This is a genomic window from Bradyrhizobium sp., from assembly GCF_049581145.1.
In the GTDB taxonomy this organism is placed as follows: Bacteria; Pseudomonadota; Alphaproteobacteria; order Rhizobiales; family Xanthobacteraceae; genus Bradyrhizobium.
Genome location: NZ_JBAURI010000892.1, coordinates 1 through 24,190, shown reverse-complemented (window position 1 = coordinate 24,190; position 24,190 = coordinate 1). Strand labels below are relative to the sequence as shown.

At 62.5% G+C, this 24,190-nt stretch carries 26 protein-coding genes and 1 pseudogene; 17 read left to right on the top strand and 10 right to left on the bottom strand.

The window, feature by feature from the left end; translation table 11 throughout:
* Together WCB02_RS29295 and WCB02_RS29290 are read left to right on the top strand one after the other, a co-directional pair.
* A partial coding sequence (locus WCB02_RS29295) for a substrate-binding domain-containing protein (protein WP_423963321.1) occupies positions 1-890 on the top strand: 890 nt, incomplete at its 5' end.
* A 6-nt stretch (positions 891-896) separates the two neighbouring features.
* On the top strand, positions 897-1,631 hold the full coding sequence (locus tag WCB02_RS29290; protein WP_423963319.1) for an SDR family NAD(P)-dependent oxidoreductase: 735 nt from the start codon (positions 897-899) through the stop codon (positions 1,629-1,631).
* Positions 1,632-1,640: 9 nt separating this feature from the next.
* Here WCB02_RS29290 and WCB02_RS29285 read toward each other — a convergent pair whose 3' ends face one another.
* The 5 genes from WCB02_RS29285 to WCB02_RS29265 are packed head-to-tail and all read right to left on the bottom strand — an operon-like array spanning position 1,641 to position 6,385.
* Entirely contained in the window at positions 1,641-2,513 is an 873-nt protein-coding gene (locus WCB02_RS29285; protein ID WP_423963317.1) for an aldose 1-epimerase family protein, read from the bottom strand.
* Positions 2,510-3,301, bottom strand: a complete 792-nt coding sequence (locus WCB02_RS29280) for a shikimate dehydrogenase family protein (protein WP_423963315.1) — start codon at positions 3,299-3,301, stop codon at positions 2,510-2,512. Before WCB02_RS29280 ends, WCB02_RS29285 begins: the two co-directional genes overlap by 4 nt.
* 2 nt (positions 3,302-3,303) lie before the next feature.
* On the bottom strand, positions 3,304-4,131 hold the full coding sequence (locus tag WCB02_RS29275; RefSeq protein WP_423963312.1) for a carbohydrate ABC transporter permease: 828 nt from the start codon (positions 4,129-4,131) through the stop codon (positions 3,304-3,306).
* Positions 4,128-5,027 carry a carbohydrate ABC transporter permease gene (locus WCB02_RS29270; protein ID WP_423963309.1) on the bottom strand — a complete coding sequence of 300 codons (900 nt, stop codon included), beginning with the start codon at positions 5,025-5,027 and terminating at the stop codon, positions 4,128-4,130. Before WCB02_RS29270 ends, WCB02_RS29275 begins: the two co-directional genes overlap by 4 nt.
* A complete protein-coding gene (locus WCB02_RS29265) occupies positions 5,024-6,385 on the bottom strand; it encodes an ABC transporter substrate-binding protein (RefSeq protein ID WP_423963307.1) in 1,362 nt (453 codons plus the stop codon). The genes WCB02_RS29270 and WCB02_RS29265 overlap by 4 nt, the downstream gene beginning before the upstream one ends.
* Before the next feature lie 192 nt (positions 6,386-6,577).
* Here WCB02_RS29265 and WCB02_RS29260 point away from each other — a divergent pair.
* The 3 genes and pseudogenes from WCB02_RS29260 to WCB02_RS29250 all read left to right on the top strand — a co-directional run.
* Positions 6,578-6,745 (top strand): annotated as a pseudogene (locus WCB02_RS29260) (GntR family transcriptional regulator); the annotation flags it as partial.
* A gap of 33 nt (positions 6,746-6,778) precedes the next feature.
* Complete coding sequence (locus WCB02_RS29255) at positions 6,779-7,306, top strand: FadR/GntR family transcriptional regulator (RefSeq protein ID WP_423963323.1); 528 nt, start codon at positions 6,779-6,781, stop codon at positions 7,304-7,306.
* A gap of 132 nt (positions 7,307-7,438) precedes the next feature.
* On the top strand, positions 7,439-9,289 hold the full coding sequence (locus WCB02_RS29250) for a tetratricopeptide repeat protein (RefSeq protein ID WP_423963304.1): 1,851 nt from the start codon (positions 7,439-7,441) through the stop codon (positions 9,287-9,289).
* A gap of 44 nt (positions 9,290-9,333) precedes the next feature.
* Here WCB02_RS29250 and WCB02_RS29245 read toward each other — a convergent pair whose 3' ends face one another.
* Entirely contained in the window at positions 9,334-10,710 is a 1,377-nt protein-coding gene (locus WCB02_RS29245) for a histidine kinase (protein WP_423963302.1), read from the bottom strand.
* A 204-nt stretch (positions 10,711-10,914) separates the two neighbouring features.
* Between WCB02_RS29245 and WCB02_RS29240 the strand changes: the two genes are divergently transcribed.
* Both WCB02_RS29240 and fghA read left to right on the top strand, forming a co-directional pair.
* Positions 10,915-11,535: a response regulator gene (locus WCB02_RS29240; protein WP_423963299.1), complete on the top strand. Its 621-nt coding sequence runs from the start codon at positions 10,915-10,917 to the stop codon at positions 11,533-11,535.
* Positions 11,536-11,582: 47 nt separating this feature from the next.
* Positions 11,583-12,428, top strand: coding sequence for an S-formylglutathione hydrolase (gene fghA, locus WCB02_RS29235; RefSeq protein WP_423963296.1), 846 nt, complete (start codon positions 11,583-11,585; stop codon positions 12,426-12,428).
* A 12-nt stretch (positions 12,429-12,440) separates the two neighbouring features.
* Here fghA and WCB02_RS29230 read toward each other — a convergent pair whose 3' ends face one another.
* Positions 12,441-12,950 (bottom strand): DUF3280 domain-containing protein, encoded by a 510-nt coding sequence (locus WCB02_RS29230; RefSeq protein ID WP_423963293.1) that lies wholly within the window; start codon positions 12,948-12,950, stop codon positions 12,441-12,443.
* Positions 12,951-13,079: 129 nt separating this feature from the next.
* On the opposite strand from WCB02_RS29230, the gene WCB02_RS29225 reads away from it, so the two are divergent.
* The 5 genes from WCB02_RS29225 to WCB02_RS29205 are packed head-to-tail and all read left to right on the top strand — an operon-like array spanning position 13,080 to position 17,593.
* Entirely contained in the window at positions 13,080-14,336 is a 1,257-nt protein-coding gene (locus tag WCB02_RS29225) for an ABC transporter substrate-binding protein (RefSeq protein ID WP_423963291.1), read from the top strand.
* Between the two features lie 14 nt (positions 14,337-14,350).
* On the top strand, positions 14,351-15,319 hold the full coding sequence (locus WCB02_RS29220; RefSeq protein ID WP_423963289.1) for a YVTN family beta-propeller repeat protein: 969 nt from the start codon (positions 14,351-14,353) through the stop codon (positions 15,317-15,319).
* Positions 15,316-16,137, top strand: coding sequence for an ABC transporter ATP-binding protein (locus WCB02_RS29215; RefSeq protein WP_423963287.1), 822 nt, complete (start codon positions 15,316-15,318; stop codon positions 16,135-16,137). Before WCB02_RS29220 ends, WCB02_RS29215 begins: the two co-directional genes overlap by 4 nt.
* Complete coding sequence (locus WCB02_RS29210; protein WP_423963285.1) at positions 16,134-16,982, top strand: ABC transporter permease; 849 nt, start codon at positions 16,134-16,136, stop codon at positions 16,980-16,982. Before WCB02_RS29215 ends, WCB02_RS29210 begins: the two co-directional genes overlap by 4 nt.
* Entirely contained in the window at positions 16,979-17,593 is a 615-nt protein-coding gene (locus WCB02_RS29205) for a hypothetical protein (RefSeq protein WP_423963282.1), read from the top strand. Before WCB02_RS29210 ends, WCB02_RS29205 begins: the two co-directional genes overlap by 4 nt.
* 33 nt (positions 17,594-17,626) lie before the next feature.
* Here WCB02_RS29205 and WCB02_RS29200 read toward each other — a convergent pair whose 3' ends face one another.
* Positions 17,627-18,184 (bottom strand): PQQ-dependent catabolism-associated CXXCW motif protein, encoded by a 558-nt coding sequence (locus tag WCB02_RS29200; RefSeq protein ID WP_423963279.1) that lies wholly within the window; start codon positions 18,182-18,184, stop codon positions 17,627-17,629.
* On the bottom strand, positions 18,181-19,068 hold the full coding sequence (locus WCB02_RS29195) for a substrate-binding domain-containing protein (RefSeq protein ID WP_423963276.1): 888 nt from the start codon (positions 19,066-19,068) through the stop codon (positions 18,181-18,183). The genes WCB02_RS29200 and WCB02_RS29195 overlap by 4 nt, the downstream gene beginning before the upstream one ends.
* 170 nt (positions 19,069-19,238) lie before the next feature.
* Between WCB02_RS29195 and WCB02_RS29190 the strand changes: the two genes are divergently transcribed.
* Together WCB02_RS29190 and WCB02_RS29185 are read left to right on the top strand one after the other, a co-directional pair.
* Entirely contained in the window at positions 19,239-20,165 is a 927-nt protein-coding gene (locus WCB02_RS29190; protein ID WP_423963274.1) for a quinoprotein relay system zinc metallohydrolase 2, read from the top strand.
* A gap of 57 nt (positions 20,166-20,222) precedes the next feature.
* Positions 20,223-21,053 carry a quinoprotein dehydrogenase-associated SoxYZ-like carrier gene (locus WCB02_RS29185; protein WP_423963272.1) on the top strand — a complete coding sequence of 277 codons (831 nt, stop codon included), beginning with the start codon at positions 20,223-20,225 and terminating at the stop codon, positions 21,051-21,053.
* A gap of 76 nt (positions 21,054-21,129) precedes the next feature.
* On the opposite strand, the gene WCB02_RS29180 is transcribed toward WCB02_RS29185, so the two are convergent.
* Positions 21,130-21,501 (bottom strand): hypothetical protein, encoded by a 372-nt coding sequence (locus WCB02_RS29180; protein WP_423963270.1) that lies wholly within the window; start codon positions 21,499-21,501, stop codon positions 21,130-21,132.
* Between the two features lie 102 nt (positions 21,502-21,603).
* Here WCB02_RS29180 and WCB02_RS29175 point away from each other — a divergent pair, with 102 nt between their 5' ends.
* The 3 genes from WCB02_RS29175 to WCB02_RS29165 are packed head-to-tail and all read left to right on the top strand — an operon-like array spanning position 21,604 to position 24,005.
* A complete protein-coding gene (locus tag WCB02_RS29175) occupies positions 21,604-22,566 on the top strand; it encodes an ABC transporter substrate-binding protein (RefSeq protein ID WP_423963268.1) in 963 nt (320 codons plus the stop codon).
* A gap of 1 nt (position 22,567) precedes the next feature.
* Entirely contained in the window at positions 22,568-23,305 is a 738-nt protein-coding gene (locus WCB02_RS29170) for an ABC transporter permease (protein WP_423963265.1), read from the top strand.
* Complete coding sequence (locus tag WCB02_RS29165; RefSeq protein ID WP_423963262.1) at positions 23,295-24,005, top strand: ABC transporter ATP-binding protein; 711 nt, start codon at positions 23,295-23,297, stop codon at positions 24,003-24,005. Before WCB02_RS29170 ends, WCB02_RS29165 begins: the two co-directional genes overlap by 11 nt.
* Positions 24,006-24,190: the final 185 nt, after the last annotated feature.

Here is a 24,190-nt window from a genome sequence, read left to right as displayed (position 1 = left end):
ACATACCGCACGCGCCGGCGCGCGCGCTGTCGTCGCGCCGTTCGCGCACGCTCGGCGCGATCGTTCCGACCATCGACAATACAATGTTCGCGCGCGGCATCGCGTCACTCCAGACATACCTGTCGTCGGCCGGCTACATGCTGTTGCTGACCACCAGCGGCTACGATCTCGACGTCGAGTTGCAGCAGGCGCGCAATCTGATCAGCCGCGGCGTCGATGGCCTGGTGCTGCGCGGCGATTGTCATCACGACGGCTTGCGCAAGATGCTCGCCGATTGCGCCGTACCTTTCATCAATGTCGGGGTCTATCGGCCCGATCGGCCCTACCCTTGCGTCGGCACCGACAATGAAGGCGCCGCGCACCGCGCGGCCATGCATGTGATCGAGCTCGGGCACGACAGGATCGGCATCGTGTCCGCGCTGCAACGCAACAACGACCGCGCCAGCGCCCGCGTCGCGGGCTTCCGCCGCGCGCTCGCCGAAAACGGGATCGCGATCAGGCCGGAGTGGCATGTCGAAGTGCCCTATGCGCTGGACGACGCGCGCGAGGCGGCGCGCTGTCTGCTCAGCCTGAAGGAGCGGCCGACCGCAGTCGTCTGCGGCAACGACGTGATCGCCTACGGCGTTCTGCTGGAGGCCGAGCGCAGCGGCTTTTCGGTGCCGCGCGATCTCTCGGTGGTCGGGTTCGACGATCTCGACTGGAGCCGGCATCTGCGCCCCAGCCTGACGACCATCCAGGTCCCGATCGCGGCGACCTGGCAGCGCGCGGGCGAGTACCTGGTGCGCCATCTCGCGGGCGAGCAGACCATCGTCCATCACGAAGTCGACTATTCGCTGATCGTTCGGGAATCAACCGCCCCGCCGATGCGCGCAGCAAAACAGAACGGGTAACCGCCGATGAACGCCTCTTTCTCGCTCGCGTCTGGATTTCATGCCGTGGTGATCGGCGGCGCCGGCGACATTGGCAGTGCAATTGCCAACCTGTTCTGCGATCTCGGCGCAACGGTATCCGCCACCGGCCTGAACGATGCCGATATCGCTCGGACGCAGCTCAAGCGGCGCGACAATCTGCGGCTGGCGCCGCTCGACATCACCGATGACGCCGCGGTCGCGTCGTTCGCGAACAGCCATCGCCGGGTCGACGCCCTGATCAACTGCGCCGGAATCCTCGCGCGCGACAAGGAATTCGAGATCGCGACCTTCATGAAGGTGATCGACGTCAATCTCACCGGGACATTCCGCACCTGCGCTGCGTTCCGCCAGGCGTTGGCCAAAGCCAGAGGTTCGATCGTCAACATCGCCTCGATGAACGCGACGCTGGCGCTGCCGCGCATCCCCGCCTATTGCGCGAGCAAAGGCGGTGTCGTGATGCTGACCAAGGCCCTGGCGCTCGCCTGGGCTGACGAGGGAATCCGTGTCAACGCGGTAGCGCCGGGCTATATCGAGACATCGATCAACGCCGCCGGCCGCGCCGACCGCGCGCATCATCAGCGCATCGCCGATCGCACCGCGTTCAAGCGCTGGGGCCAGCCTGAAGACGTCGCCGGCGCTGTGGCATTCCTCTGCATGCCGGCGTCGCAATATGCGACCGGGACGGTGGTCGCCGTCGATGGCGGATTTCTGGCGGGATGAGCCGCTGATTCAGCGGACGCCGATCCGACATTTCAGCACCTCGCTTGCACCGGGCGCGATATGCATGACGCCCGGCTTGTCGGAGAACTCGCCGTCAAAATCCAGCGGGCTGGCAAATCCGCGCCACGGCTCGATGCAAAGAAACGGCGCGCCGCCGGGCTTCGACCAGATCCCGAGCTGACGAAATCCGTCCCAGGAGATCTCCAGCGCGGGGCCCTTGCCGGCCGCATAGCGCACCGAGCGGCTCACGGGCTGGTCCAGGATCACCGCGTCGTCATCGAACAGCCGTTCCGACAGTGCCAGCGTTTTGCCGTCAATGGGGCTCGACTCCGGGCTGGCGCGGAGCAGACCACCCTTCAGCCGCCGGATCGGCGCCGGCTCATCGTCGGAGAACATGAGCCGGTAGCCGTCCTTGGCCGCGCCCGGCAGCAACGGCCAGTTGAACGCCGGATGCGCGCCGATCGATGCCGGCAACATCGCCTCGCCCGGGTTGGCCACCTCGAGCGCCACATTGAGGTTGGCGTCTTGCAGACAATAGGTAACCGCAAGCCTGAACGCGAACGGATAGTGCGCGCGGGTCGCGGCGCTGTCGCTCAGGACCAGCGAGCAGGAAGCCTCGGCGCGTTCGATCCACCGAAACGCCAGGTCTCGGGCAAAACCATGCTGGGTCATCGGATAGGCCCGGCCTTGATGCCGCAATTCATCGTTCTTCAATCGGCCCACGATCGGAAACAATAGCGGCGCGTGGCGCGGCCAGGCCGGCCCGGCTTGCCAGATCAATTCAATGCCTTGCGCATCCCTGAGCGAACACAATTCCGCGCCATGCGCCAGAATCCTCGCCGTGAGACCTCCGGACCGAAGCGTATGGACGTCCTCGCTCATGCTTCACCTTTCCAGAACGCGGTTTGCAGCGGCAGCTGATGCCTGATCATGGCGACGCCATCGACCACCCTGAGGCCGCGCGCCGCGGCGGCCATCATGAATTCGGTCCGGCGCGCAGCGATGATATCAAACACCGCGCAATCCTCCGGCAGTCGCGCCGGGTCCATCGGCATGGCATCGGCCGCCTGCAGACCGAGCGAGGTCGCGTTGACCACAAGGCCGCAATCGTCGAATTGTTCCTCGAAACGGATATCGAGCTTCGGAAAACGGCTGCGGAGCTTTTGCGCCAGCGCCTGAACGGGTTCGGGAGTTTCGTTGAAGAGTCCGATGCGCTCCACGCCCGCCGCGGCCAGCGCGTGGCAGATCGCCCGGCCCGCACCACCGGCGCCGATCACGGCGCAGCGGCGCCCCGGATCAAACACGCCCTCCGCGCGCGCGGCATTCAGAAACCCTCCCCCATCGAAGGATTCGCCGGTCAACCGGCCGTCGCGTTCGATACGGATCGTATTGACGACGCCCTCGAATTCGGCGGCTGGTCCGACCGCATCACACAGCGCAAACGCGGCCGGCTTGTGCGGCATGGTGAGATTGAAGCCGACAACGCTGTCCGATCGCGTCAGCGTCCGGATCATGTCCGCCAGATGCGCCGGGGCGACATCGAGCGGCACCATGTGCCAGTCGAGCCCGTGCTCGCGGAAGTACGGCGAATAGTAACGCGGCGCGCCGACATGTCCGGCCGGATGGGCCAGGATGAAGACGAAGCGGGAGGCACCGGTCGGAAGCTGCATGTCTATCCTTTCACCGCGCCCGCCGTCAGTCCGCTCACGAGATAGCGCCGCACGGCGAGCGAGAAGACCAGCACCGGCGCCATCACGAGCGAGCCGCCGGCGGCGATCTTGCCCCATTCCCAGCCCTCATAGTTCATGAAATTGACGACCGCGACAGGCGCAGTTCGGGCGTTGGTCCGGGTCAGGATCAGCGCAAAGAAGAAATCGTTCCAGGCATAGAGGAAACACAGGATCGCGGTGGCAGCAATGCCCGGTGCGACCATCGGCAACACGATCCTGAGAAATATGGTGCGCATCGAAGCGCCGTCGACGAGTGCTGCTTCCTCCAGCGAGGCCGGCACCGTCTCGAAGAAGGGCTGCATCATCCAGATCACCAGCGGCAGGTTGAAGCTGGTATAGACCAGCACGAGCCCGGTGACGGTATCGAGCAGGCCGACAAAACGAAAGAACAGGAAAAACGGGATGGTAAAGGCGATCGGCGGCGCCATCCGCGTCACCAGGATGGCGAAACTCAGCGCCTGCTTTCCGGCTCCCGCCCATTTCGACAGCGCATAGGCAGCAGGCACCCCAAGCAGCAAGGCGAACGCGGTCGAGAACGACGCGCTCAACAGGCTGTTGACGAATGAGGCCGAGAAAGTGCTTTGCCAGAGCGACCTGTAGTTCTCGAGCGTCGGTTTGAAAATCAAGGGCGGCGGGACCTGCAGGATCACATCGTTGGACTTGAAGCTCATCTGCAGCAGCCAGAGAAACGGCAACAAGAGAACGATCAGCGCGAGCGCGATCGCAAGATGCCGCCCAACTCCCGCACGAGAGATCGACGAGCCGCTCACGCCAGCAGCTCCCGGCGCCGGCCGATCCGGACCAATCCGAGGCTTATGATGGCGACCAGCACCAGCATCACGATGGTGACCGCGCTGGAATAGCCGATCTCATTGGTGTCGAACGCCAGCAGGTAGGCATAGTAGTTGGTCACTTCCGTGATGCTGCCCGGGCCGCCACCGGTCAACAGGAAGATCAGCGGAAATGCCTTCACGCTGTCGATCAGGCGGAACATCGCCGAAACCAAGAGGATCGGCGCGATGAACGGGAGCGTGACATAGTAGAAGATCTGGATGCGGCTGGCGCCATCCACCAAGGCTGCCTCGGCGAATTCGTCCGGGATGGTCTGCAGTGCGGCCAGCACCATCAGGAAAGTGAAAGGCAGCCATTCCCAGGTGTCCGCAATGATGATGGCGACCAGCGCGAAATCGACGCTCGATGTCAGCGACGGCAACGCCATATGCAGCAGGTTCGCGGCATAATAGATCGGACTGATATCCGGCGTGTAGATCAGCTTCCAGATCACGGCGACGACGATCGGCGGCAGCACCATCGGGATCAGGAAAAAGGTGCGCGCGAATTCGACAAAGCGCGATTGCGTGTTCATGAGCAGCGCAAGCTGCATCCCGAGCAGGACTTGAAACAGCACGCTCCAGAACGATAGCTTGGCTTGCACGAAGAGCGAATTGACGAAGCGCGGATCGCCGGGCAGCAGCCGATAATTTCGCAGGGGTGCGCTGAAGTCGGTCGAGGATCCGGGATTCACGAGTTGAAACGGGGTCAGGCTCGCCACCAGCAGATAGACTGCCGGCAGCACGGCAATCAGGAACAACACGATCAGACTCGGCGTAAGCGCCCAGCGCGCGAAGCTGCGGCGCGCGGCATCGAGACTTCGCTGTTCTCTCAAAGCGCGGTGCCGGCGCGGCGAAGATTGGCCACGGCCTGGTCCTGCGCCGCGTTCATGGCATCGCGGGGCGAAAGCTGGCCGGTCACGACCTGTTCGACGGCCTTGTTGATGACGTCACCAACGATCGGAAATTCCTTCACGGTCCGATAGGCCATGTAATTCTCGCCCCTACCGGGAAGCTCGAGCACGTCCAGATAGAGCGCACCAAGGTCCTGGCCGTTGACGATATTGCGCTTGCGATAGTCGTCGCTCTGGATCACCGACCGTCGGCAGATCGAGGAATGGCCGTGCTGCACGACAAGCCGCATCGAGATCTCGGGGCTCAGCGCCCATTTGATGAACTCCCACGCCGCCTGCTTGTTCTTGGCGTTCTTGGGAATACCGAGGCCCTGGCTGTTTGATGCCGGATGGTCATGCACCGGACCGGCTGGCATCCGAACCACACGGGACGTATCCTTCACCTTGCTTTCGTCGGACAGCAGGATCGGCGTGACCCATGAGCTCGAGTGAATGAAGATGTTGGAGCGGCCGGTGAGCAGCGACTGGCGGGCTTGATCTTCGGTGTAGGTCAGAACACCCTTCGGCGCATAATTCCTCAGAAGATTCGCATAGTAGTCGACCGCCTCGACTGCCTCCGGCGAATTCAAGGTCGGCATGATGTCGGCCGGCGGATTTCTGAAGACGTTGCCGCCGAATCCCTGGATGTAAGGCGGCAGGCACCAGTGATGCAGCTGGAACGAGACGATGCCGTTGACATTGTCGGTCCCGTTGATCTCCGCGCAGACCTGCTGCAATTCGCCGAAGGTCTTCGGAATCTCGAGGCCCTTTTTCTGCATCAGGTCCATCCGCGACAGACCCATCAGCATGGCCCCGCCTTCCCAGGAATAGCCGAAGGTTGCGCCCTTGGCGTCGCGATAAGGCAGTTGCGCGCCTTCGACAAAATCCTTCGGATTCCAGTCGGCCGGCGTCAGGTTCGGGTCGGAGGTGAATTCGTCGAGATTGGCAAGCAGGCCTGCGGCCACCCACCGCGCGGCCAGGATGAACGTCACATTGACAAAATCGTAGGCCGATCCGCCGGACACCAGTTCGAGATTGGCCTGCTGGTTATAGACCGGAAACGCCGAAAGCTGCAGATCGACCTTCATTCCCGTCTGCTGCTCGAATTCGGGGATGTAATTCTGCAGCAGGGTGAAAAACCGGTGCTGGAACGAGGCGCCATGCAGCGTGATTCCGGCAAACGGTTTGGTTTGTGCAATGGCGGGCAATGGAAAGGACGCCACGCCAAGCGTGGCCGCGCTTCCCTGGAGCAGGGTGCGGCGGCTGACCGGCCGCGCGGCGTGATTCGATCCAAAGGCCACGATACCCTCCCTGTCTCTTTTGTGAGAATATGACCGACATAAAATGGCATGTCAAAAGAAGACGGATTTCCTACTACCCTTCATTCGGAGGACGTGATTGACATGCCTCCGCAATAAAGCAGACAATATCGTTCTTTGGACCGGGGTCGCAATTTGCCAGAAGCCGCCTCATCGCGCCAATCGAACACCCACGTGGCGCGCGAAATTGCCAGGCTGATCGTGACCGGCATCTGGTACGAAGGCTGGACGCTTCCACGCGAAATCGAGTTGGCCTCGAAGTTCGACGTCAGCCGCACGTCGATCCGGGAATCGCTGTCGATCCTCAAAGCGAAAGGGCTCATAGCGGCCCGTCAGAAGGCCGGCACGCATGTCCGCCAACGCGCGAACTGGAACATGCTGGACGCCGAGCTGCTGGAATGGACCTTTGCGCAACGTCCAACCGAAGAGTTCGCGCACCAGCTGCTTCAGGTACGCCGCATCGTCGAACCCGAAGCCTGCGCGCTCTGCGCGGAGCATGGCGCCGATGCCGACCTGGCGCACATCGAACGGGCCTACCGCGAGATGGACGCTGCCAGCCTGGACAGCCGCGCCTATTCCGGACCCGACCTGCGCTTCCATCGCGGCATCCTGACCGGCACGGGCAACGATTTTCTGGTCGCCTTCGGCGCGACCGTCGAGGCCGCGCTCCGGATGTCGTTCGAGCTTTCAACGCTGAATCCCGGCGCGCCGCGCAAGAGTCTCTCCTATCATCGCGCCATCCTGGACGAACTCTGGGCGCGCAACCCCGATGGCGCGCGGCGCGCCATGCACAAACTGCTGGATTTGACCGAACGCAATATCGCCCTCGCCCTGTCACGCAGGAAGGATAAAGACGCGATGCCAGTGGCGACGACAGGATTGGACGGTGACGGCCGCCGGTGAGAGAAGCTCTGCGGGCTGCGGCAAGTCGATTGTCCCGCTCATCCCGCGACAACCATGATCGCGATCTGTGTCGCTATCCGCGACATCGAGAATCATCTACTGGTCCAGCCGCAGCCAAGCTGAAATGCATCGATGGACCATGGCGAGCGCCAAGCGGCAGACGAGAACGCCAATCTCGACCTGACCACGTTCCCGAACAGCACGCCCGCCGCGCTGTATGAAGCCGGTCTCGGTCTGATGCGGGACCGCCGCTATCTTGACGCTCAGCTATCCTGCCAGCAAGCTCTCGCCCTAGACCCCGATCACGCAGACACCCTGCACCTCATGGGGCTTCTGGCCCTGCAAGCCGCGCAATATGATCATGCGCTGGAGTGGATCTCCCGCGCGATCGGACGCGAGCCCAAACCGGTCTATCTGAGAAGCCTCGGCAACACATTGCTGAAGCAGGGACGACATGACGAGGCGCTTCAGGTCTTCGACAAGGCCGTGCAACTACGGCCCGATGACGCGGACCTCTGGAGAAATCTCGGGGACGTCCTCGTCCAACTGGAGCATTCGACTGAGGCGATCCTGAGCTACCAGCGAGCGCTCGCGCTCGATCCTCATCATTGGGACGCGGCGAACAAGGTCGCTCTGCTGCTCTATCAGTCGGACCAGTTCGAGGAAGCGCTGGTCCACTTCGACCTGTGCGAGCGACTGCAGCCCAACCACTTCGCGACGCTCTATATGCGCGCGTTCACGCTGTACCAGTTGAAAAGGTTCGAGGAAAGTCTCGCCGAAAACAACCGCGCGCTGACCCTCGACCCGGCGAATGCCGATGCCTGCAACAATCTCGGCAACGTGCTGCGATCGCTCGGCCGGAACGACGAAGCACTGCCATGGTATGACCGCGCCATCGAGCTTCGGCCGAATTTTGCAGGGACGATCACCAACAAGGCCGTCTCGCTCGTCGAACTTCACCGCTTCGATGAAGCTTTCGCCCTGTATCATCAGGCGCTGGCCATCGATCCGGACCACGCCCCGGCCGCGTGGAATCTGGCCCTGCTCCAAATGCTCACCGGGAATTTCGAAGCCGGCTGGGCGGGGCGCGAGGCGCGCTGGAAGGCGCTGCCGAAAACCGCTCCAAGACCATCCAAACCCCTATGGCTTGGAGACGGCCCGATCGGCGGCAAGACCATCCTGCTCTACGCAGATGAAGGCCTTGGCGATTCAATTCAGTTCTCGCGCTATATCCCGATGCTCGCGGCGCGTGAGGCCCGCGTCATTCTTTCAATCGAGGACGCATTATATCGGCTACTGTCAGGGCTGACCGGCATCACCCAATGCCTTCGGGGATCGGCAGGAATGCCCTCGGAATTCGACCTCCACTGCTCCCTTTCCAGCCTGCCGCTGGCATTCGGGACAACGCTTGCTTCAATCCCGGCCGAGACATCCTACCTGCCTGCTCCCGCAGCAGATCGCGTCCAGGCATGGCAACAACGCCTCGGCCCTCATGACCGCTTGCGGGTTGGCCTCGTCTGGTCGGGCAATCCGAAACACAACAACGATCGTAATCGATCGATGCCGCTTGGTCTGCTGGCGCGCCTCCTCGATGTCGAGGCAGATTTCGTCAGTCTGCAGAAGGACCCGAGACCAGGCGACAGGGTCGCCCTCGTCGATCGCAACGAGATCATGGATCCGACGGCTGATCTGACTGATTTCGCAGAGACGGCCGCCCTGGTTTCATGCCTCGACCTGGTGATCACCGTGGATACCAGCACCGCTCACCTCGCAGGGGCCATGGGTTGCGCGACCTGGATTCTGTTGCCTTACACGCCCGATTATCGGTGGCTGCTCGATCGCGAGGACAGTCCCTGGTACCCGTCCGTGCGCCTGTTCAGGCAGACCGCGAGCCGCGACTACGCCAGTGTGATTGATCGCGTGCGCACTGAACTGCAGGCGCGGGTCACCGCTTTCAGTGCGCGAGGCCTCTCGCTATCCTAGAAGGATCCGCGAAAAGCTCAGATCCGGCATGAAGCACCACGATATCAAGCGAGGCTTGGTTGCGGGCCCTGAGGAATGACAGCCTCGACGGTTACGCCACCGTCACCGGACGCCACGGTGAGCGTGCCGCCCAACGCCAGGATCCTTTCGCGCATGCCCGTCAATCCAAGGCCCAATTTGTACCCCGGCCGCAGTCCGCAGCCATTGTCGCGGACACGCACCAATGCGCAGGCGCGATCGTTTTGGGCGGCTTTCGCGTGATCTGCGGGTTCGACGGTGACATTGACCGAGGTTGCGCCGGCATGGCGAAACACATTGGTGAGAGCCTCCTGAACCACCCGGTAAATCGTCAGGTCGGCCGTCTCGCCGGTGTCACCGAGCGAACGCGAAATCGCGGTTTCGATCGCCATATCGGGGTGGGATTCGCTCCACAAACGCAGCAACGCGTCGAGCGCCTCGTGAAGTCCGAGCTCCGCCAGTCCAACCGGACGCAGCTTTTCCAACACCCTGCGATTGAACTGCTGCAGCGCATTGACCTGTTCAAGGATGGCGCTGCCATGCTTGCGCAATGCATCCGCCGATGGCCTGGAGGCTTCCGACAGCCGCACCAGCGCGCTCGTGTGCGCGCGAATCGAAAAGAGATAGGGCCCGAACTCGTCATGCAGCTCGCGTGCAATTTCCTTGCGCTCCATGTCCTGCAGCGACACCGCGCGTTCGGCAAGCCGCCGCTTGTCCTCCACGGCCTCGCCGAGCGTTGCCGCAAGATGGTTCAACCTGGCGCAGAGCGCCGCGAGTTCGGGCGCGCCCGAAGGGGTCACGCGCACATCATAGGACCCGCTTTCGATCCTCGTCATCGCTTGCGATAGCGCCTGCAACGGGGCCAGCGCGCGACTGACAACCGCCATGATGATGAGAAAGAGCGCGACCGCGATGGCGGAGCCGACCTCGAGCTGAGTGACGATGCCGTCCCATATCTCGGCAATCTCGTCATTCGGATGCGGCGTGATCACCAGCGATCCCGATTTTCCATGGACGGAAACCGGGACACTGACGGAGGTTTTCTCGGGATGCACCAGCGTGACGAACCAGGCCGGCGGCGCATGTGCCTCGCCGCCCTCCTCGGGCTGGTCGACGCGCGACGAGGCCGCCACCCCATCGTGCCATGTGATGCTGACGTGACGCAGCCGGCTCATATCGCTCGCAATCTGGCTCAGCTTCGCATCGGGATCGGGTGCGTCGGCCAGACCGGCCACGATCGTCTCGATGAAGTCGCGTGCCATCCGGATCACGCTCTGATCTTCGGCTCGCACCCGGGGACCAGCCTCGAGGACAAGCCGCGCGATGTTGATGGCGAGGCCAAGCGTCAGAACCAATGCCAGAAGCAGGTTGATCCGGGCGCGCAAAGATAATTTCTGCCACATCAGGTTCGTCCACGACTGCGTCACATTCGCTGCGTCAAGAGTAGCGTTGACAGACAAGAGTGCCAGCGATCTAAATACAGCGTACAGCAACGTCGCTTTGGATGCATGAGCCTGAGGCACGCTCACGCGAAAGGTATCTGTACCCGTGAATCAGTTTGATGCGCTGCAGCAAGCCGATTGGGCCGGCCAGCCAGGACGATTTTCATGCGCGTTCTGATCGTTGACGATCATCCCATCGTGGCTTCGGGCTGCCGGGCCGTGCTCGCCGACGAAGCCGAGATGGTGCTGCTCGAAGCGTCCGACGCCGAAAGCGGTGAAAGCGCGTTCGTCGTGGATCATCCGGACATCTGCGTCATCGATATCAACCTGCCGACGGTGTCGGGGTTTGAACTGGCGCGACGCATTCTTGCGCGCGACTCATCGGCGCGCATCATCATGTTCTCGATGAATGACGATCCGATGTTCGCCGCGCGCGCGATCGATATCGGCGCCAAGGGCTATGTCTCGAAATCCGGAGACCCATGCGACCTCATCGAGGCCATCCGTCAGGTGGGAATGGGCGGGACGTACCTGCCTCCGGCAATCGCCCGGAGCATCGCATTCGCCGGACCGGCATTCGCGCAAAGCCCGCTATCGAAGCTGACCGCGCGCGAGATCGAGATCCTGCGCCTGCTTGGAACGGGAAAAAGCCTCTCCGAGATCGCCTGGCTCGTCCAGTCTTCCTACAAGACCGTGGCCAATACGTCGTCGATCATGCGCCAGAAGCTTGGCGTCCGCAGCTCCGTCGAACTGGTCAGACTGGCCATTGCGAGCGGCGTGGCCTGATCCGCTCCAGGCCTCTCCGCGACACTCTTGCGCAGGAATCCGAACTCATGACGATACAGACCGTTTCGCTCAACAAATCGTATGGTGGCGTCCAGGGCGTCTACAAGCACGCCAGTCGCGAGACCAAGACCGACATGACATTCTCGGTCTATGTCCCGGCGCACGACGAAGGCGCGAAGCTGCCGGTCGTGTGGTATCTGTCGGGACTGACCTGCAACCACGCCAATGTCACCGAAAAAGGCGAGTTCCGCAGCATCTGCGCCGAACTCGGATTGATCTTCATAGCCCCTGACACCAGCCCACGCGGCGAAGGCGTACCCGGCGACGCGGCGAACGCCTATGATTTCGGCCTGGGCGCCGGTTTCTATGTCGATGCGAGCGAGGCCCCGTTCGCGCACAATTACCGGATGTGGAGCTATGTCACCGAGGAATTGCCACAACTCCTCGCCGAGCATTTTCCGGTCGACCTCAAGCGGCAATCGGTTCTCGGTCACTCCATGGGCGGTCATGGCGCGCTGACCGTCGCGCTACGCCATCCCGATCGCTACCGCGCCGCCAGCGCCTTTTCCCCGATTGTCGCGCCGTCGCAAGTACCCTGGGGACTCAAGGCGCTGGGCGGCTATCTCGGCGAGAACAAGGACGGATGGCGCAAGCATGACGCGGTGGCGCTGATCGAGGACGGCGCGCGATTTTCGGATCTTTTGGTGGATTACGGCGATGCCGACCCATTCCTGGTTGAACAGCTTCGGCCGGAACTGCTGAAAAGCGCCTGTGAAAAGGCGGATATTCCCCTCGTGCTGCGCCGCCAGCCCGGCTACGATCACAGCTATTATTTCATTTCGACCTTCATGGGCGATCATCTGCGCTGGCACGCGGCACGGCTGACCGGCTGAACGCATCTGCGCCTATTGCGGCGCGCCGTAATTCGGCGCCAGCAGCCGATTGCGGATCAGGTAGCTCATCGCGCGCGACCAGGATTCATCGGTATTGCCGCGAAGGTCGGCGCTCATCGACGTCATCATGCGGCCCGTGGCGACATCACGCAAATAGATGTTCATGTTGAGGATGAGGTTCGAGACCTTCTGCACGACACCGGTGATGACGAGATCGGCGCCAAGCTGCTTTGCGAACTGCAGATCGCAGCCGCCGCAAGCTTGTAAATTGTTGCGGTGCAGCGCGGCTTTGACCGAGGAAATGTCGAGCACCTGGAACTTGCCGGACGCCTCCAATGCCTTGCGCAGCTGATCGCCGACCTGGGCCAACCGCTCCTGTTCGTCCGCCCGCGGTCCATCCACTTCGCCCTGCAGGCTGGTGTCGAGCAGTTCGAAGTCGAAAACCGCGATCTTGGGCGCATCGGCGCGCGCCGGCGCGGAAGCCAGGAGCGTCAATGCCGCGAGGATGAGAAGTGCCTTCATGGTCGTGACCTTTAATGTGATGGCCGGACCGACCAAAGTGGGGTTGCAAGCTAGGTCAATTTGGTCATGTTGCAAACTGAAAGTCCCTCTATCGCTCGTTCAAACGAAGAGGAACCTCAGGGAGGATTCATGATCCGATGGTTGGTCGGGGCGATCGGTCTTGGTGCGATCAGCCTTGGTGCGATCAGCCTTGGCGCGATTAGTCTTGGCGCGATTAGTCTTGGCGCGATCAGCTTTGGCGCGATGGCCGGCCCGGCGCTCGCGGCGGAGCCGGTCGAAATCGGCATCGGGTATCTGCGCCGCGCCGGGACGCAGTCGACTTTGTCGCTGGTGGAACAGCCGGCCGAGGATGACGGCATCGCCGGCGCGCGCCTTGCCATCGACGACAACAACACCACCGGCAAGTTCCTCAATCAGCATTTCTCGCTACAGGAGATTCGGCTCAAGGAGGGCGAGGACGTCGCACAGGCGGCGGCGACGCTCGCCGATCATAACGGCTTCGTCATCGCCGATCTTCCGGCCGACGAGCTGTTGAAGGCCGCCGACGCGCTGCGCGGTCACGGAACCCTGCTGTTGAACGCCGGCGCGATCGATGACCGGCTGCGCGAGGAAGATTGCCGCGCCGATGTGATTCATGTCGCCCCCACCCGTTCGATGCTCGCCGACGCGCTCGCGCAATATCTGGTTTGGAAGCAATGGAAGCGCTGGATGCTGGTGAAGGGCTCGCACGACAAGGACAAGCTCTATGCCGATGCCTTCCGACGCGCCGCTTCCCGCTTTGGCGCCAAGATCGTCGAGGAGCGGACCTTCCAGGATACCGGCGGCGCCCGCCGCACCGACAGCGGCGTCACCTTGATCCAACGCCAGATGCCCGTGTTCACCCAGCAGGCGCCGGCCTATGACGTCCTGGTCGCCGCCGACGAGAGCGAAGTATTCGCGTCATATCTGCCCTACCGCACCTGGGACCCGCGGCCTGTGGCGGGCTCGGCAGGTCTGGTGCCGACCAGTTGGGACGCGGCGCAGGATCAGTGGGGCGCGATCCAGTTGCAGAACCGCTTTGTGAAATTGAATTCGCGGCGGATGACGGCGCTGGACATGCAGGCCTGGACCGCGGCGCGGATGATCGGCGAGGCCGCATCGCGGGTCAATTCCGGCGACGCGAAAGCGATATCGGATTTTCTCAAAGGGCCGAACTTTTCCATTGCGGCGTTCAAGGGCCAGCGCCTGACGCTGCGCGACTGGAACCTGCAACTGCGCCAGCCGATCCTGCTGGTCGACGGACGCATGGTGGTTTCGGTCTCGCCGCAGGAGGGTTTTCTGCATCAGTTCTCCGAACTCGACACGCTCGGCGTCGATCGCCCCGAAACCAAATGCAAACTGCACTGAGACGGAGATCGTGGATGTCGCGTCGTTGGCTGGTTTCCGCAATGGCCGTCTGGCTGGCGAGTGCCGCGCCGGCCTCGGCCGTCACCGCCTATGTCTCGAACGAAAAAGGAAACACGGTGTCGATCATCGATACCGACAAATGGGCCGTGACCGGCACCATCAAGGTCGGCCAGCGGCCGCGCGGGATCGAATTCACCAGGGACGGCAAGTTCGTGATGGTCGCGGTCGGCGATGACGACACCATCCAGGTGATCGATACTGCGACGAAGCAGGTGGTGGACACCCTGCCCTCCGGTCCCGATCCGGAATTGTTCACCCAGGATGCCGCCGGGAACACCCTCTATGTCGCCAACGAGAACGACAACACGGTAACGGTGATCGATCTCAAAACGCGTGCCCGCCTCGGCGACATTCAGGTCGGCGTCGAACCCGAAGGTATGGCCGTCAGCCCGGACGGAAAGATCCTGATCAACACCTCCGAAACCACCAATATGGCGCATTTCATCGACACCGGAACGCGCCAGGTCGTCGCCAATGTGCTGGTCGACTCGCGGCCGCGCTTTGCCGAATTCAAGCGCGACGGCTCCGAATTGTGGGTCTCGTCTGAGATCGGCGGCACGGTATCGGTGATCGACCCGAACAAGCGGGTCGTCACCGGCAAAATCAGCTTCAACATTCCGGGCCTGCGCAGCGAAGCGATCCAGCCGGTCGGGATCGGCATCACGAAAGACGGCAAGACCGCCTTCGTCGCGCTTGGCCCCGCCAACCGGATCGCCGTCGTCGATGCCACAAGCCACGCGGTCATCAAATATCTTCTGGTCGGCCAGCGGGTCTGGCACATGGCCTTCACTCCCGACGAGAAATACCTGCTGGTCACCAATGGCCTCTCCAACGATGTCTCCGTCATCGATGTCGCAGCCCAAAAGGTCATCAAGTCGATCCAGGTCGGCGAACTCCCCTGGGGCATCACGATCGCGCCATGACAACGATTGAAGCGCCGTCCACCAGCGAAGCAGGGCCAGACACTCGGTCCCGGCGGTATGCCGCTGACATTGCCGCGCTCCTGATCGATCACGTCAGCCATTGCTATGGACCCCGGCGCGCGCTGATCGACGTCGACTTCGCCGTCGCGCCCGCGAGCTTCACGGCGCTGCTCGGCCTCAACGGCGCCGGCAAGAGCACGCTGTTCTCCCTGATCACGCGGCTGTTCGGCGTCCAGGCCGGGCACATCAGCATCTTCGGCCATGACATCGGCGTTGCGCCAAGCGAGGCGCTGAAGCTGTTGGGCGTCGTGTTTCAGCCACGCACCCTCGACCTCGACCTCTCGGTCCGACAGAACCTGCTTTATCATGCCGCGCTGCACGGCATCGCGCGACGCAAAGCGAGCGAACGCAGCCATGAGGTCCTCACGCGCATCGGTCTTGCCGACCGCGCCGGCAGCAAGGTGCGGGACCTTTCGGGCGGTCAGATGCGGCGGCTGGAAATCGCCCGCGCCCTGCTGCATCGTCCGCGCCTGTTATTGCTTGACGAGGCAACCGTCGGGCTTGACGTCAAGGCGCGAGCCGACATTCTGGGCCATGTGCGGCAGCTCGTGACCGACCAGGGCATTGGAGTGCTGTGGGCGACTCATCTGTTCGACGAGATCATGCCAAGCGACGACCTCGTGGTGCTGCATCAGGGCAAAGTGCTCGCGCAGGGCCAGGTCGCACGCGTCATGGCCGACACCGGAGCCGCTGACGTCAACTCGGCATTCGCGCGCCTGACCGCTACCGCGGCAGATCCTGGAATCCCGACACCATGAGCGTCATCATCGCCGACCGTGACAGACCCGGATTCTCTGTCGCCGAATATGTCACCTGCCTGAGCGGCGTCGTCTGGCGCGAGGCGCTCCGCTTCCTGCACCAGCGCGAGCGCTTCGTCTCGGCGCTGGTGCGGCCATTGGTGTGGCTCTTCATCTTCGCCGCCGGCTTCCGCCAGGTGCTCGGCATCTCCATCATCCCGCCGTATGAGACCTACATCCCCTACGAGGTCTATATCGCGCCGGGCCTGATGGCGATGATCCAGCTGTTCAACGGCATGCAGTCCTCGCTGTCGATGGTTTACGACCGAGAAATGGGCAACATGCGCACCCTGTTGGTGAGCCCGCTGCCGCGATGGTATCTGTTGTGCTGCAAGCTGCTTGCGGGCACCGCGGTGTCGTTGCTGCAGGTCTATGCTTTCCTGTTGATCGCATGGTTCTGGGACATCACGCCGCCGCCGCTCGGCTATCTCACGGTCATACCGGCGCTGATCCTGTCCGGCCTGATGCTCGGCGCGCTCGGCATGCTGATTTCCTCCCGCATCAGGCAACTCGAGAACTTTGCCGGCGTGATGAATTTCGTGATTTTCCCGATGTTCTTCGCCTCCTCTGCGCTCTATCCGCTATGGCGGGTGCAGGAGGGCAGCCCGATGCTCTATTATGTGTGCCGGTTCAACCCATTCACGCATGCGGTCGAATTGATCCGCTTTGCCCTCTACGGACAGATCGACTGGATTTCGCTGGCGGTGGTTGGCGGCTGCATGCTGGTTTTCATGATCGGCGCGATCTATGCCTATGATCCTTCGCGCGGGCTGATCCGCCGCGGACCCGGTGGAGGCGAGGCATGAGCGGGCGAATCACCATCTTGGCATTGCTCGCGGTCGCGGCCTCGACGGGATGCTGCCTTGCCGCCGATCCACGTTATCCAGACTGGCCCTGCATGCAGGCTAAAGTCCCGGAGATCTCGGTCGCCGCGGTGTGGGCCGGCCCACCGCTCGATGACGTCCAGGACAAATGGAAGGACGACGCGATGGTCAGCGAGCTGGTTGCCAAGCTGGCGGCGCGGCGAACTCCGCTCGAGCAGGCGCAAAAGGCCATCGCCGATTTTCTCCAGGGCACGGCGGCTGACAAGACCGCGAAGGGCAAGCTCCTGTTCGCCGGCCTGTTCGATACGCTCAATGCCCAACGTGCGTCGGTCATGAACGGGCTCGAACGGGTGACCCGCAAGCAACGCGGGGCCGTGGACAAGATCCGGTCCGACACCGCTGCGCTGCAGGAGCTGCAAAGCGCATCCGCGCCCGATCAGCAGAAGATCGATGAACTCGGCAATCAACTGACCTGGGAAACCCGGATCTTCGAGGACCGCAGACGCGTGGTCAAATTCGTCTGCGAGGTGCCCACCACGATCGACCAGCGCCTGTTCGCGCTCGGCCGGGAGATCCAGCAGGATATGGAATAGCGGCCTTTTCACTGGACGAGCCGGGCGCAACGACTACTCGTCCGGCCTTGGCTCCGGTTGCGACTCGGCGAGCGGCAGCTTGGCGTGCTCCCAGCCATCGGTTCCTTCCGGGTACCAGGCGACATCGGCATATCCGAAGGACAGGGCGCGTTTGGCGGCGTTCCAGGACATCCAGCAATCCGTCAGGCAATAGAACACGAGCGAGGCCCGATTATTGCCGCCGGATGCGTGGGCGAGACCGCGCCGCAGATAATCCTCGGTGGCGGCCGCCAGCGTTCCGTAGCCGGTGTCCGGCAGCCAGATGCTGCCGGGGATATCGAACCGCGGCCTGTCGCGCCAAACGGTGCCCGCGGGCAGGTTTTTGGGCTTCGGCGCGCGGGGCAGCACATCGATGAACACGCCGCCCTTGGCACGCCAGATCGCCTCGGCCTCTGCAGTCGAAAGCACGCGCGCGCCCGCAAGTGTAGCCGGGACCGGCGCACGATAATTATCGGTGCGGTAGCCGTCAGGCTCCGGAACCCCTTCCTGCGCACCGGCTGATACCACGAGCACCCATGCCGCAACGATCAGGCCTGCGCCCTTCGATATCATGGCGACTTCGTCGTCGCCTCCGCACTGATCGGTTGATTGTTCTCATCGAGCAGGGGAATGCCAAAATCGAGCAGGATCCTGTTGATCTCTGGCTGATTCTCCTGGATCAGACGGTTGAGCTGCCGTTTCCAGTTCTGATCGGCCGGCCGGACGCCCATCCCGATGCGATAGATGAACTGAGGTCCGCTCGCTTCCTTGACCAGAAGCGTGACATGGAGCGGCGGGTTCGACTTTTTGGCATAGAAGCCCGCCATCGGTCCCCACAGCACGGCAGCGTCGATCTGTCCCGAATTCAGGTCGTCGATCATGGCTTCGACAGACGAATCAACGCGCGTATCGATCATCAGCGGATAGGGCTTGGCGTTCGCCATCAGCCCGGCGACCGCCATGTTGGTCGCGGGCGGCGTGCCGGCAATGATGCCGATATGCTTGCCTTTCAGACGCGCGTCTTCGAGCGTTTCAACGTCGTCAAGCCCGCTCCCGGGCTTTGCGATCAGCGCGTAGGACGTGCGGTAGTATGGATTGGTGCCTTGCGCGAGTTCGTCGCCTTGCGGAAATCCCATGATGACGTCACAACGGTGGGAGCCAAGCGTCACCCGCACGAAGCCGATCGCCTCGGGAAAATACATGTAGTCGAGCTTCTTCTGCAGCTTCGCGGCAAACAGCTCGGCGAGCTTGTTCTCGAATCCTTCGCCTTTCTCGTTCGAGAACGGCAGGTTCCTCGGGTCGGCGCAAACGCGCAAGACCTTGGGATCGACAAGCTCGATCGACAGGTCAGAATTGCTATCATTGCTCTGCGCGCGAGCGGCCTCGCGACCAACAAGGAGTGCGGTAACCGCCAGCAATGAAACCAGCAGGCAGCCAAGTCGCGCGGTGTTTGTCATCGCTGGCGTCTTTTCCTGATTGAGCCAATATTGATATGATAAAAATGCTATGCTTGCGGCGTGGAGCACGCAACATGAATAATCTTCGATCGATGTTGCGACGCAAACCAGTCTCGACGATGCAGCGGCGAGCGGTCGATGTGACTTCGTGGCGAGACAGAGGCGGAACCATGACTCAGCGGGCCTGCATCCTCGCCTTCTCGATCATGCTCGGCGCTGCGACGCCCTTGCCACTGCGGCAACAACAGCTTGCCGTCAGTGAAATTGCCGATGGCGTGTTCGTCCATACCGGCGTCACGGCGCTGATGACAGCCGAGAACGAGGGCGCTATCGCCAATGTCGGCTTCATCGTCGGGGAGAGTGCGGTCGCGGTCATCGATACCGGCGGCAGCGTGCGCGAGGGACGGGAACTGCTCGCAGCCGTTCGCGCGCACACCGACAAGCCGATCCGCTATGTCATCAACACACATGGCCATCCCGACCACGTCTTTGGCAATGCGGCTTTTGTCGAAGACGGAACCGTGTTTGTCGGCCACAAGAACCTGCCGCGCGCCATCGCCACGCGCGGACAGTTCTACCTCGATGCGTTTCGTCGTATCATGGGTAACGACTTGATCAACGACGTTCGCCTGATACCGCCGACGCTGCTCGTCGATGACGAAATCAAGCTCGATCTCGGCTCGCGCAGCCTGACCCTGCACGCCTGGCCGGCCGCGCATAGCGACAACGATCTGACGGTGTTGGACGAGCAGACCAAGACGCTTTTCGCCGGCGATCTTGTCTTCCTCGATCATATCCCGGTCGTGGACGGCAGTCTTCGCGGCTGGCTGAAAACCCTCGGCGAGCTCAGCCGCCTCCCCGCGCAACGCGTGGTTCCCGGCCACGGACCCGTCAGCGAATGGCCCGCGGCGTTAGCCGATGAACGTCGCTACCTCGAAACGTTGGCCTCGGATGTTCATGCCCTGGTTGCCCGCGGCGCGCCGATCACCGTTGCCGCCGATACCGCCGCCGCCTCCGAACGCACCAGATGGAAATTGTTCGACGACTACAACGCGCGCAACGCAACTGCAGCATTTTCAGAAATTGAATGGGAATAGTCCGTATAATCGCCTATATTGAGTTCGTTGCTTGTATCCTCAAAGAGGGTCGCGACCATGACAAGCCTTCACCTGCGCCTACTCTGCGTCGCCGGCATCCTGGGCGTCATGTTCGGCGCGCGGCTGCCGCTGGCCGTTGCGGATGAGGCATATGATCCCTGGCCCGGCCTGGTTAAGGACATCTTCGACGATCGTCCGATGAACGACGGCGCCGATGTCATCGGCATCGAAATGCCCTATCGTGCCGAGGATGCGGCCATCGTTCCCGTGACCCTGCGGACCAAGCTTGCGCCGAGCGACGACCGCCGGGTACTGAGGATTACGCTGGTGATCGACCAGAATCCCGCGCCGATCGCCGCCAAATTCGAATTGGGACCGGACGCCAGGGTCACTGAGATTTCGACCCGCGTGCGCGTCAACAATTATACCAACGTTCACGCCGTGGCCGAATTGAGCGACGGCAAGCTTTACGTGACAAAGACGTTCGTGAAGGCGTCGGGCGGCTGCTCGGCGCCCGCGGCCAAGGACGCCGACGAGGCCAAGAACAGGATCGGCCAGATGCGGTACCGGCAATTCGTCAAGGCCGGCGAGGGTCCGACCAGCGGGGCTCGCGAAGCGCAGATCATGATCGGCCACCCCAACAATTCCGGGCTGCAGATGGACCAGCTCACGCAACTCTATATCCCGGCTTTCTTCATCAACGAATTGAAGCTCTGGCAGGACGACAGCCTCGTGCTGGCAATGGAAGGCGGGATTTCGATTTCGGAGGACCCCAATATCCGCTTCACCTATGTCTCGAATGGCGCAAAGCGCTTCAGGGCAGAGGCCAAGGACACCGCGGGGCACGTCTTCCAGAACGAGTGGAAGATCGACGATTCCGGAATTTGACGCGTCGCGTTGCGATATCAAACCGGTGCGACAAGGCTCAGAGGCCGAGCCAAAGCGCCTGAGAGGCAAAATAATCCTAGAAGCACCTGACTTCCGCCTCGGCCTGGGCGCGCCGGAGGTCGTTCAGCGCGTTGGTGGCCTGTTCGGATGAGCGAAACTCGGAGCCGAGATTGCCCCGCACCTGTGACATGCTGAGCACCGTTTCGGCCGTGACATAGCGGTCATAGGGGATCACTGACGCGATCACGTCGATCGAGCAGGAGCATTGGTCGATCGACTGCCGGGTTTCGCCGTTGGCCTTCATGCAGCCGAACACATATTCCGCTCGCGCCGACGTCGGATAGTCGTTGACGTCTTGGGCGGATACTTGGGCGGATGCAAGGATAGCGGTCGCCGCAACTGCGGCCAGCGCGACGACCATGCGTCCAGTCAAACCAGCAAGTGCCATGAACTTCTCCCAGTGCCACGCGCCAAAGCTATGCTATGACTGCCGCGCTGAAAAGAACACTTCGAGGAAACGGCCCTGAGAACAATGAAGCATTGTGTTCGTATGCCGCTGGCTGCAGCACTCTTATGCGTGGCGCAGATCATCACCTGTCAGGCCGCGGAGACGGTGCGGGTTGCAGTGCAAAAAACCGGGACATTCGCCTGGGAACTTGCCGTCATTCGCGCCCATAGCCTCGACCGGCAGGCCAATCTTTCGCTTCAGGTCCAGGAGCTCGCGAGCCCCGAAGCCGGCAAGGTCGCGCTCCGCGCCGGCAGTGCCGACGTCATCATTTCCGACTGGTTGTGGGTGTCGCGCGAGCGCGGGCTTGGCGCCAAACTGACCTTCTATCCCTATTCGAGCGCCCTCGGGGCCGTCATGGTGCCGGACGCATCTCCAATACGAACGTTGGCCGATCTCAGGAGCCACAGCCTCGCGGTTGCAGGCGGCCCGATCGACAAAAGCTGGCTTCTGCTGCAGGCGTCGCTGAAAAAAAGCGGCATCGACCTGAAATCGGAGTCGACGATCGTTTACGGCGCACCTCCGCTGCTGATGGCAAAGGCGCTCGGCGGCGAAGTGGACGCCAACCTGAATTACTGGAATTTCTGCGCCGCGCTGGAAGCCAAAGGCTTCCGCCGCGTGGCCGACATCGCCGACATCCTGCCGAAGCTTGGCGCCAAGGGCCGTACCGCGATGGTCGGTTATGTGTTCGATGAGAATTGGGCAATTCAGAACCATGATTTGGTTGCACGCTTCATCGCCATGACGCGCGCGGCCAAGGACATCATGGCGAATTCGGATGCGGAGTGGGACAAGATCGCGCCGCTCACGGGTGCCTCAGACCCTGCAACCTTGCGTGCCTATCGCGATCGCTACCGGGAGGGCATCCCGCGCCGCGCGATCGATGATGAGGAAGCCGACGCCCGCGTTCTGTACCGTGTGTTGGCGTCGATCGGCGGTCGTGACATTGTCGGGCCGGAACCAGAACTGGATTCCGGAACGTTCTTCCACGCGGCCCCCGGAGGTTGAGGTGCTGCGCCTGGTCTCGTTCGCCCTGTTTCTGCTCACCTGGTGGCTGGCGTCATGGCTCGTTGGCGCGACGAAGCTGCCAGCTCCGCCCGCGGTGCTCACAGCCATGCTTGGCGAAGCGCGGTCCGGCGCGCTGCTGCTCAATTTATCCGCGACCTTGGGACGTGTCGCCCTCGCCTTTGTGCTGGCCATGACGCTCGGCACTGCGATCGGCTATTTGATGGGCCGGGTGCGGCTTGCCAACCGGCTCGGCGATCCCTGGCTGATCCTGCTGCTCAACCTGCCGGCGCTTGTCGTCATCGTGCTGGCCTATATCTGGGCCGGTTTGACCGAGGTCGCCGCCATCGCCGCCATCGCCATCAACAAGCTGCCAACTGCCGTGGTCACGCTGCGGGAGGGCACGCGGACTCTCGACCCGGCGCTCGACGAAATGGCCACCGTGTTTGCGATCCCGCGCGGCAAGGCGTTCCGGCACATCATCCTGCCGCAGCTCGCTCCCTATATCGCCGCTGCGGCACGATCGGGACTTTCGCTGGTCTGGAAAATCGTGCTGGTCGCCGAATTTCTTGGCCGTCCGAATGGCGTCGGCTTCGAGATCGGCGTGGCCTTCCAGCTGTTCGACATGCCGCTTCTGCTCGCTTACTCGCTGAGCTTCGCGGCGGTCGTGCTTTGCATCGAAACCATTTTGGTGCAGCCATTCGAGGCCCGGCTGTCCCGGTGGCGGCCTCGTGCGGCTTGAGGTCGATATCACCGGCAAGGTCTTCAAGAATGTCGCGGGTGAGCGCCACGACGTGCTGGTCGGCATCAATTTTACGCTCGCCTCAGGAGAGGTCGGCGTCTTCGTGGGGCCGTCCGGTTGCGGCAAGAGCACGATGCTCCGGATACTGGCTGGCCTCGACCACCAGTATCAGGGAGAGGTCCTGCGTCCGGCAGCGGCACGAATCGGCATGGTATTTCAGGAACCGCGACTTCTGCCGTGGCGCTCGGTGGAGGACAATGTCCGGCTCGCCGCACCTCAGGCCGACGAGGCAAAGCTTGCAACGCTGTTCGCGATCCTTGAACTGAGCGCACACCGCAAGCACTTTCCGGGCGAATTGTCGCTTGGCCTCGCCCGGCGCGCCGCGCTCGCACGCGCCTTCGCCGTCGATCCCGATTTCCTCATTCTCGATGAGCCATTGGCGTCGCTCGACGATGCCCTTGCCGCACGCCTGCGCGAGGAGATCACCACGCTGGTGGGACGCCGGGCGACGACCACAATCCTGGTCACTCACAATCTGGAGGATGCGATTCGTCTCGGCGACCGGCTGTTTCTGTTGTCCGCGCGCCCCGCCCGCATTCTGCATGTGCTGCCCATTCGCACGCCTCGCGCAGCGCGGACCGAGACGGAAATCAAGGACATCAGAACTCAGCTCGCGAGATTGAACCTTGCAAATATCTGAACCGGGGGCCCATGCTTGACGCGCGTGGCATTACGCCGTCACGTCATCGACCAAAAAATGCCAGTTCGAAAATGCCGCGGAGGTTGAGCGTGTCGCGCGTCTTGATTGTGATCTGTGTGGTCTCGCTTGCCCTGCCAGGCCCGTCGGCCGCGACCGGAAAGGGCATCCGGCTGTGGAATTTGACC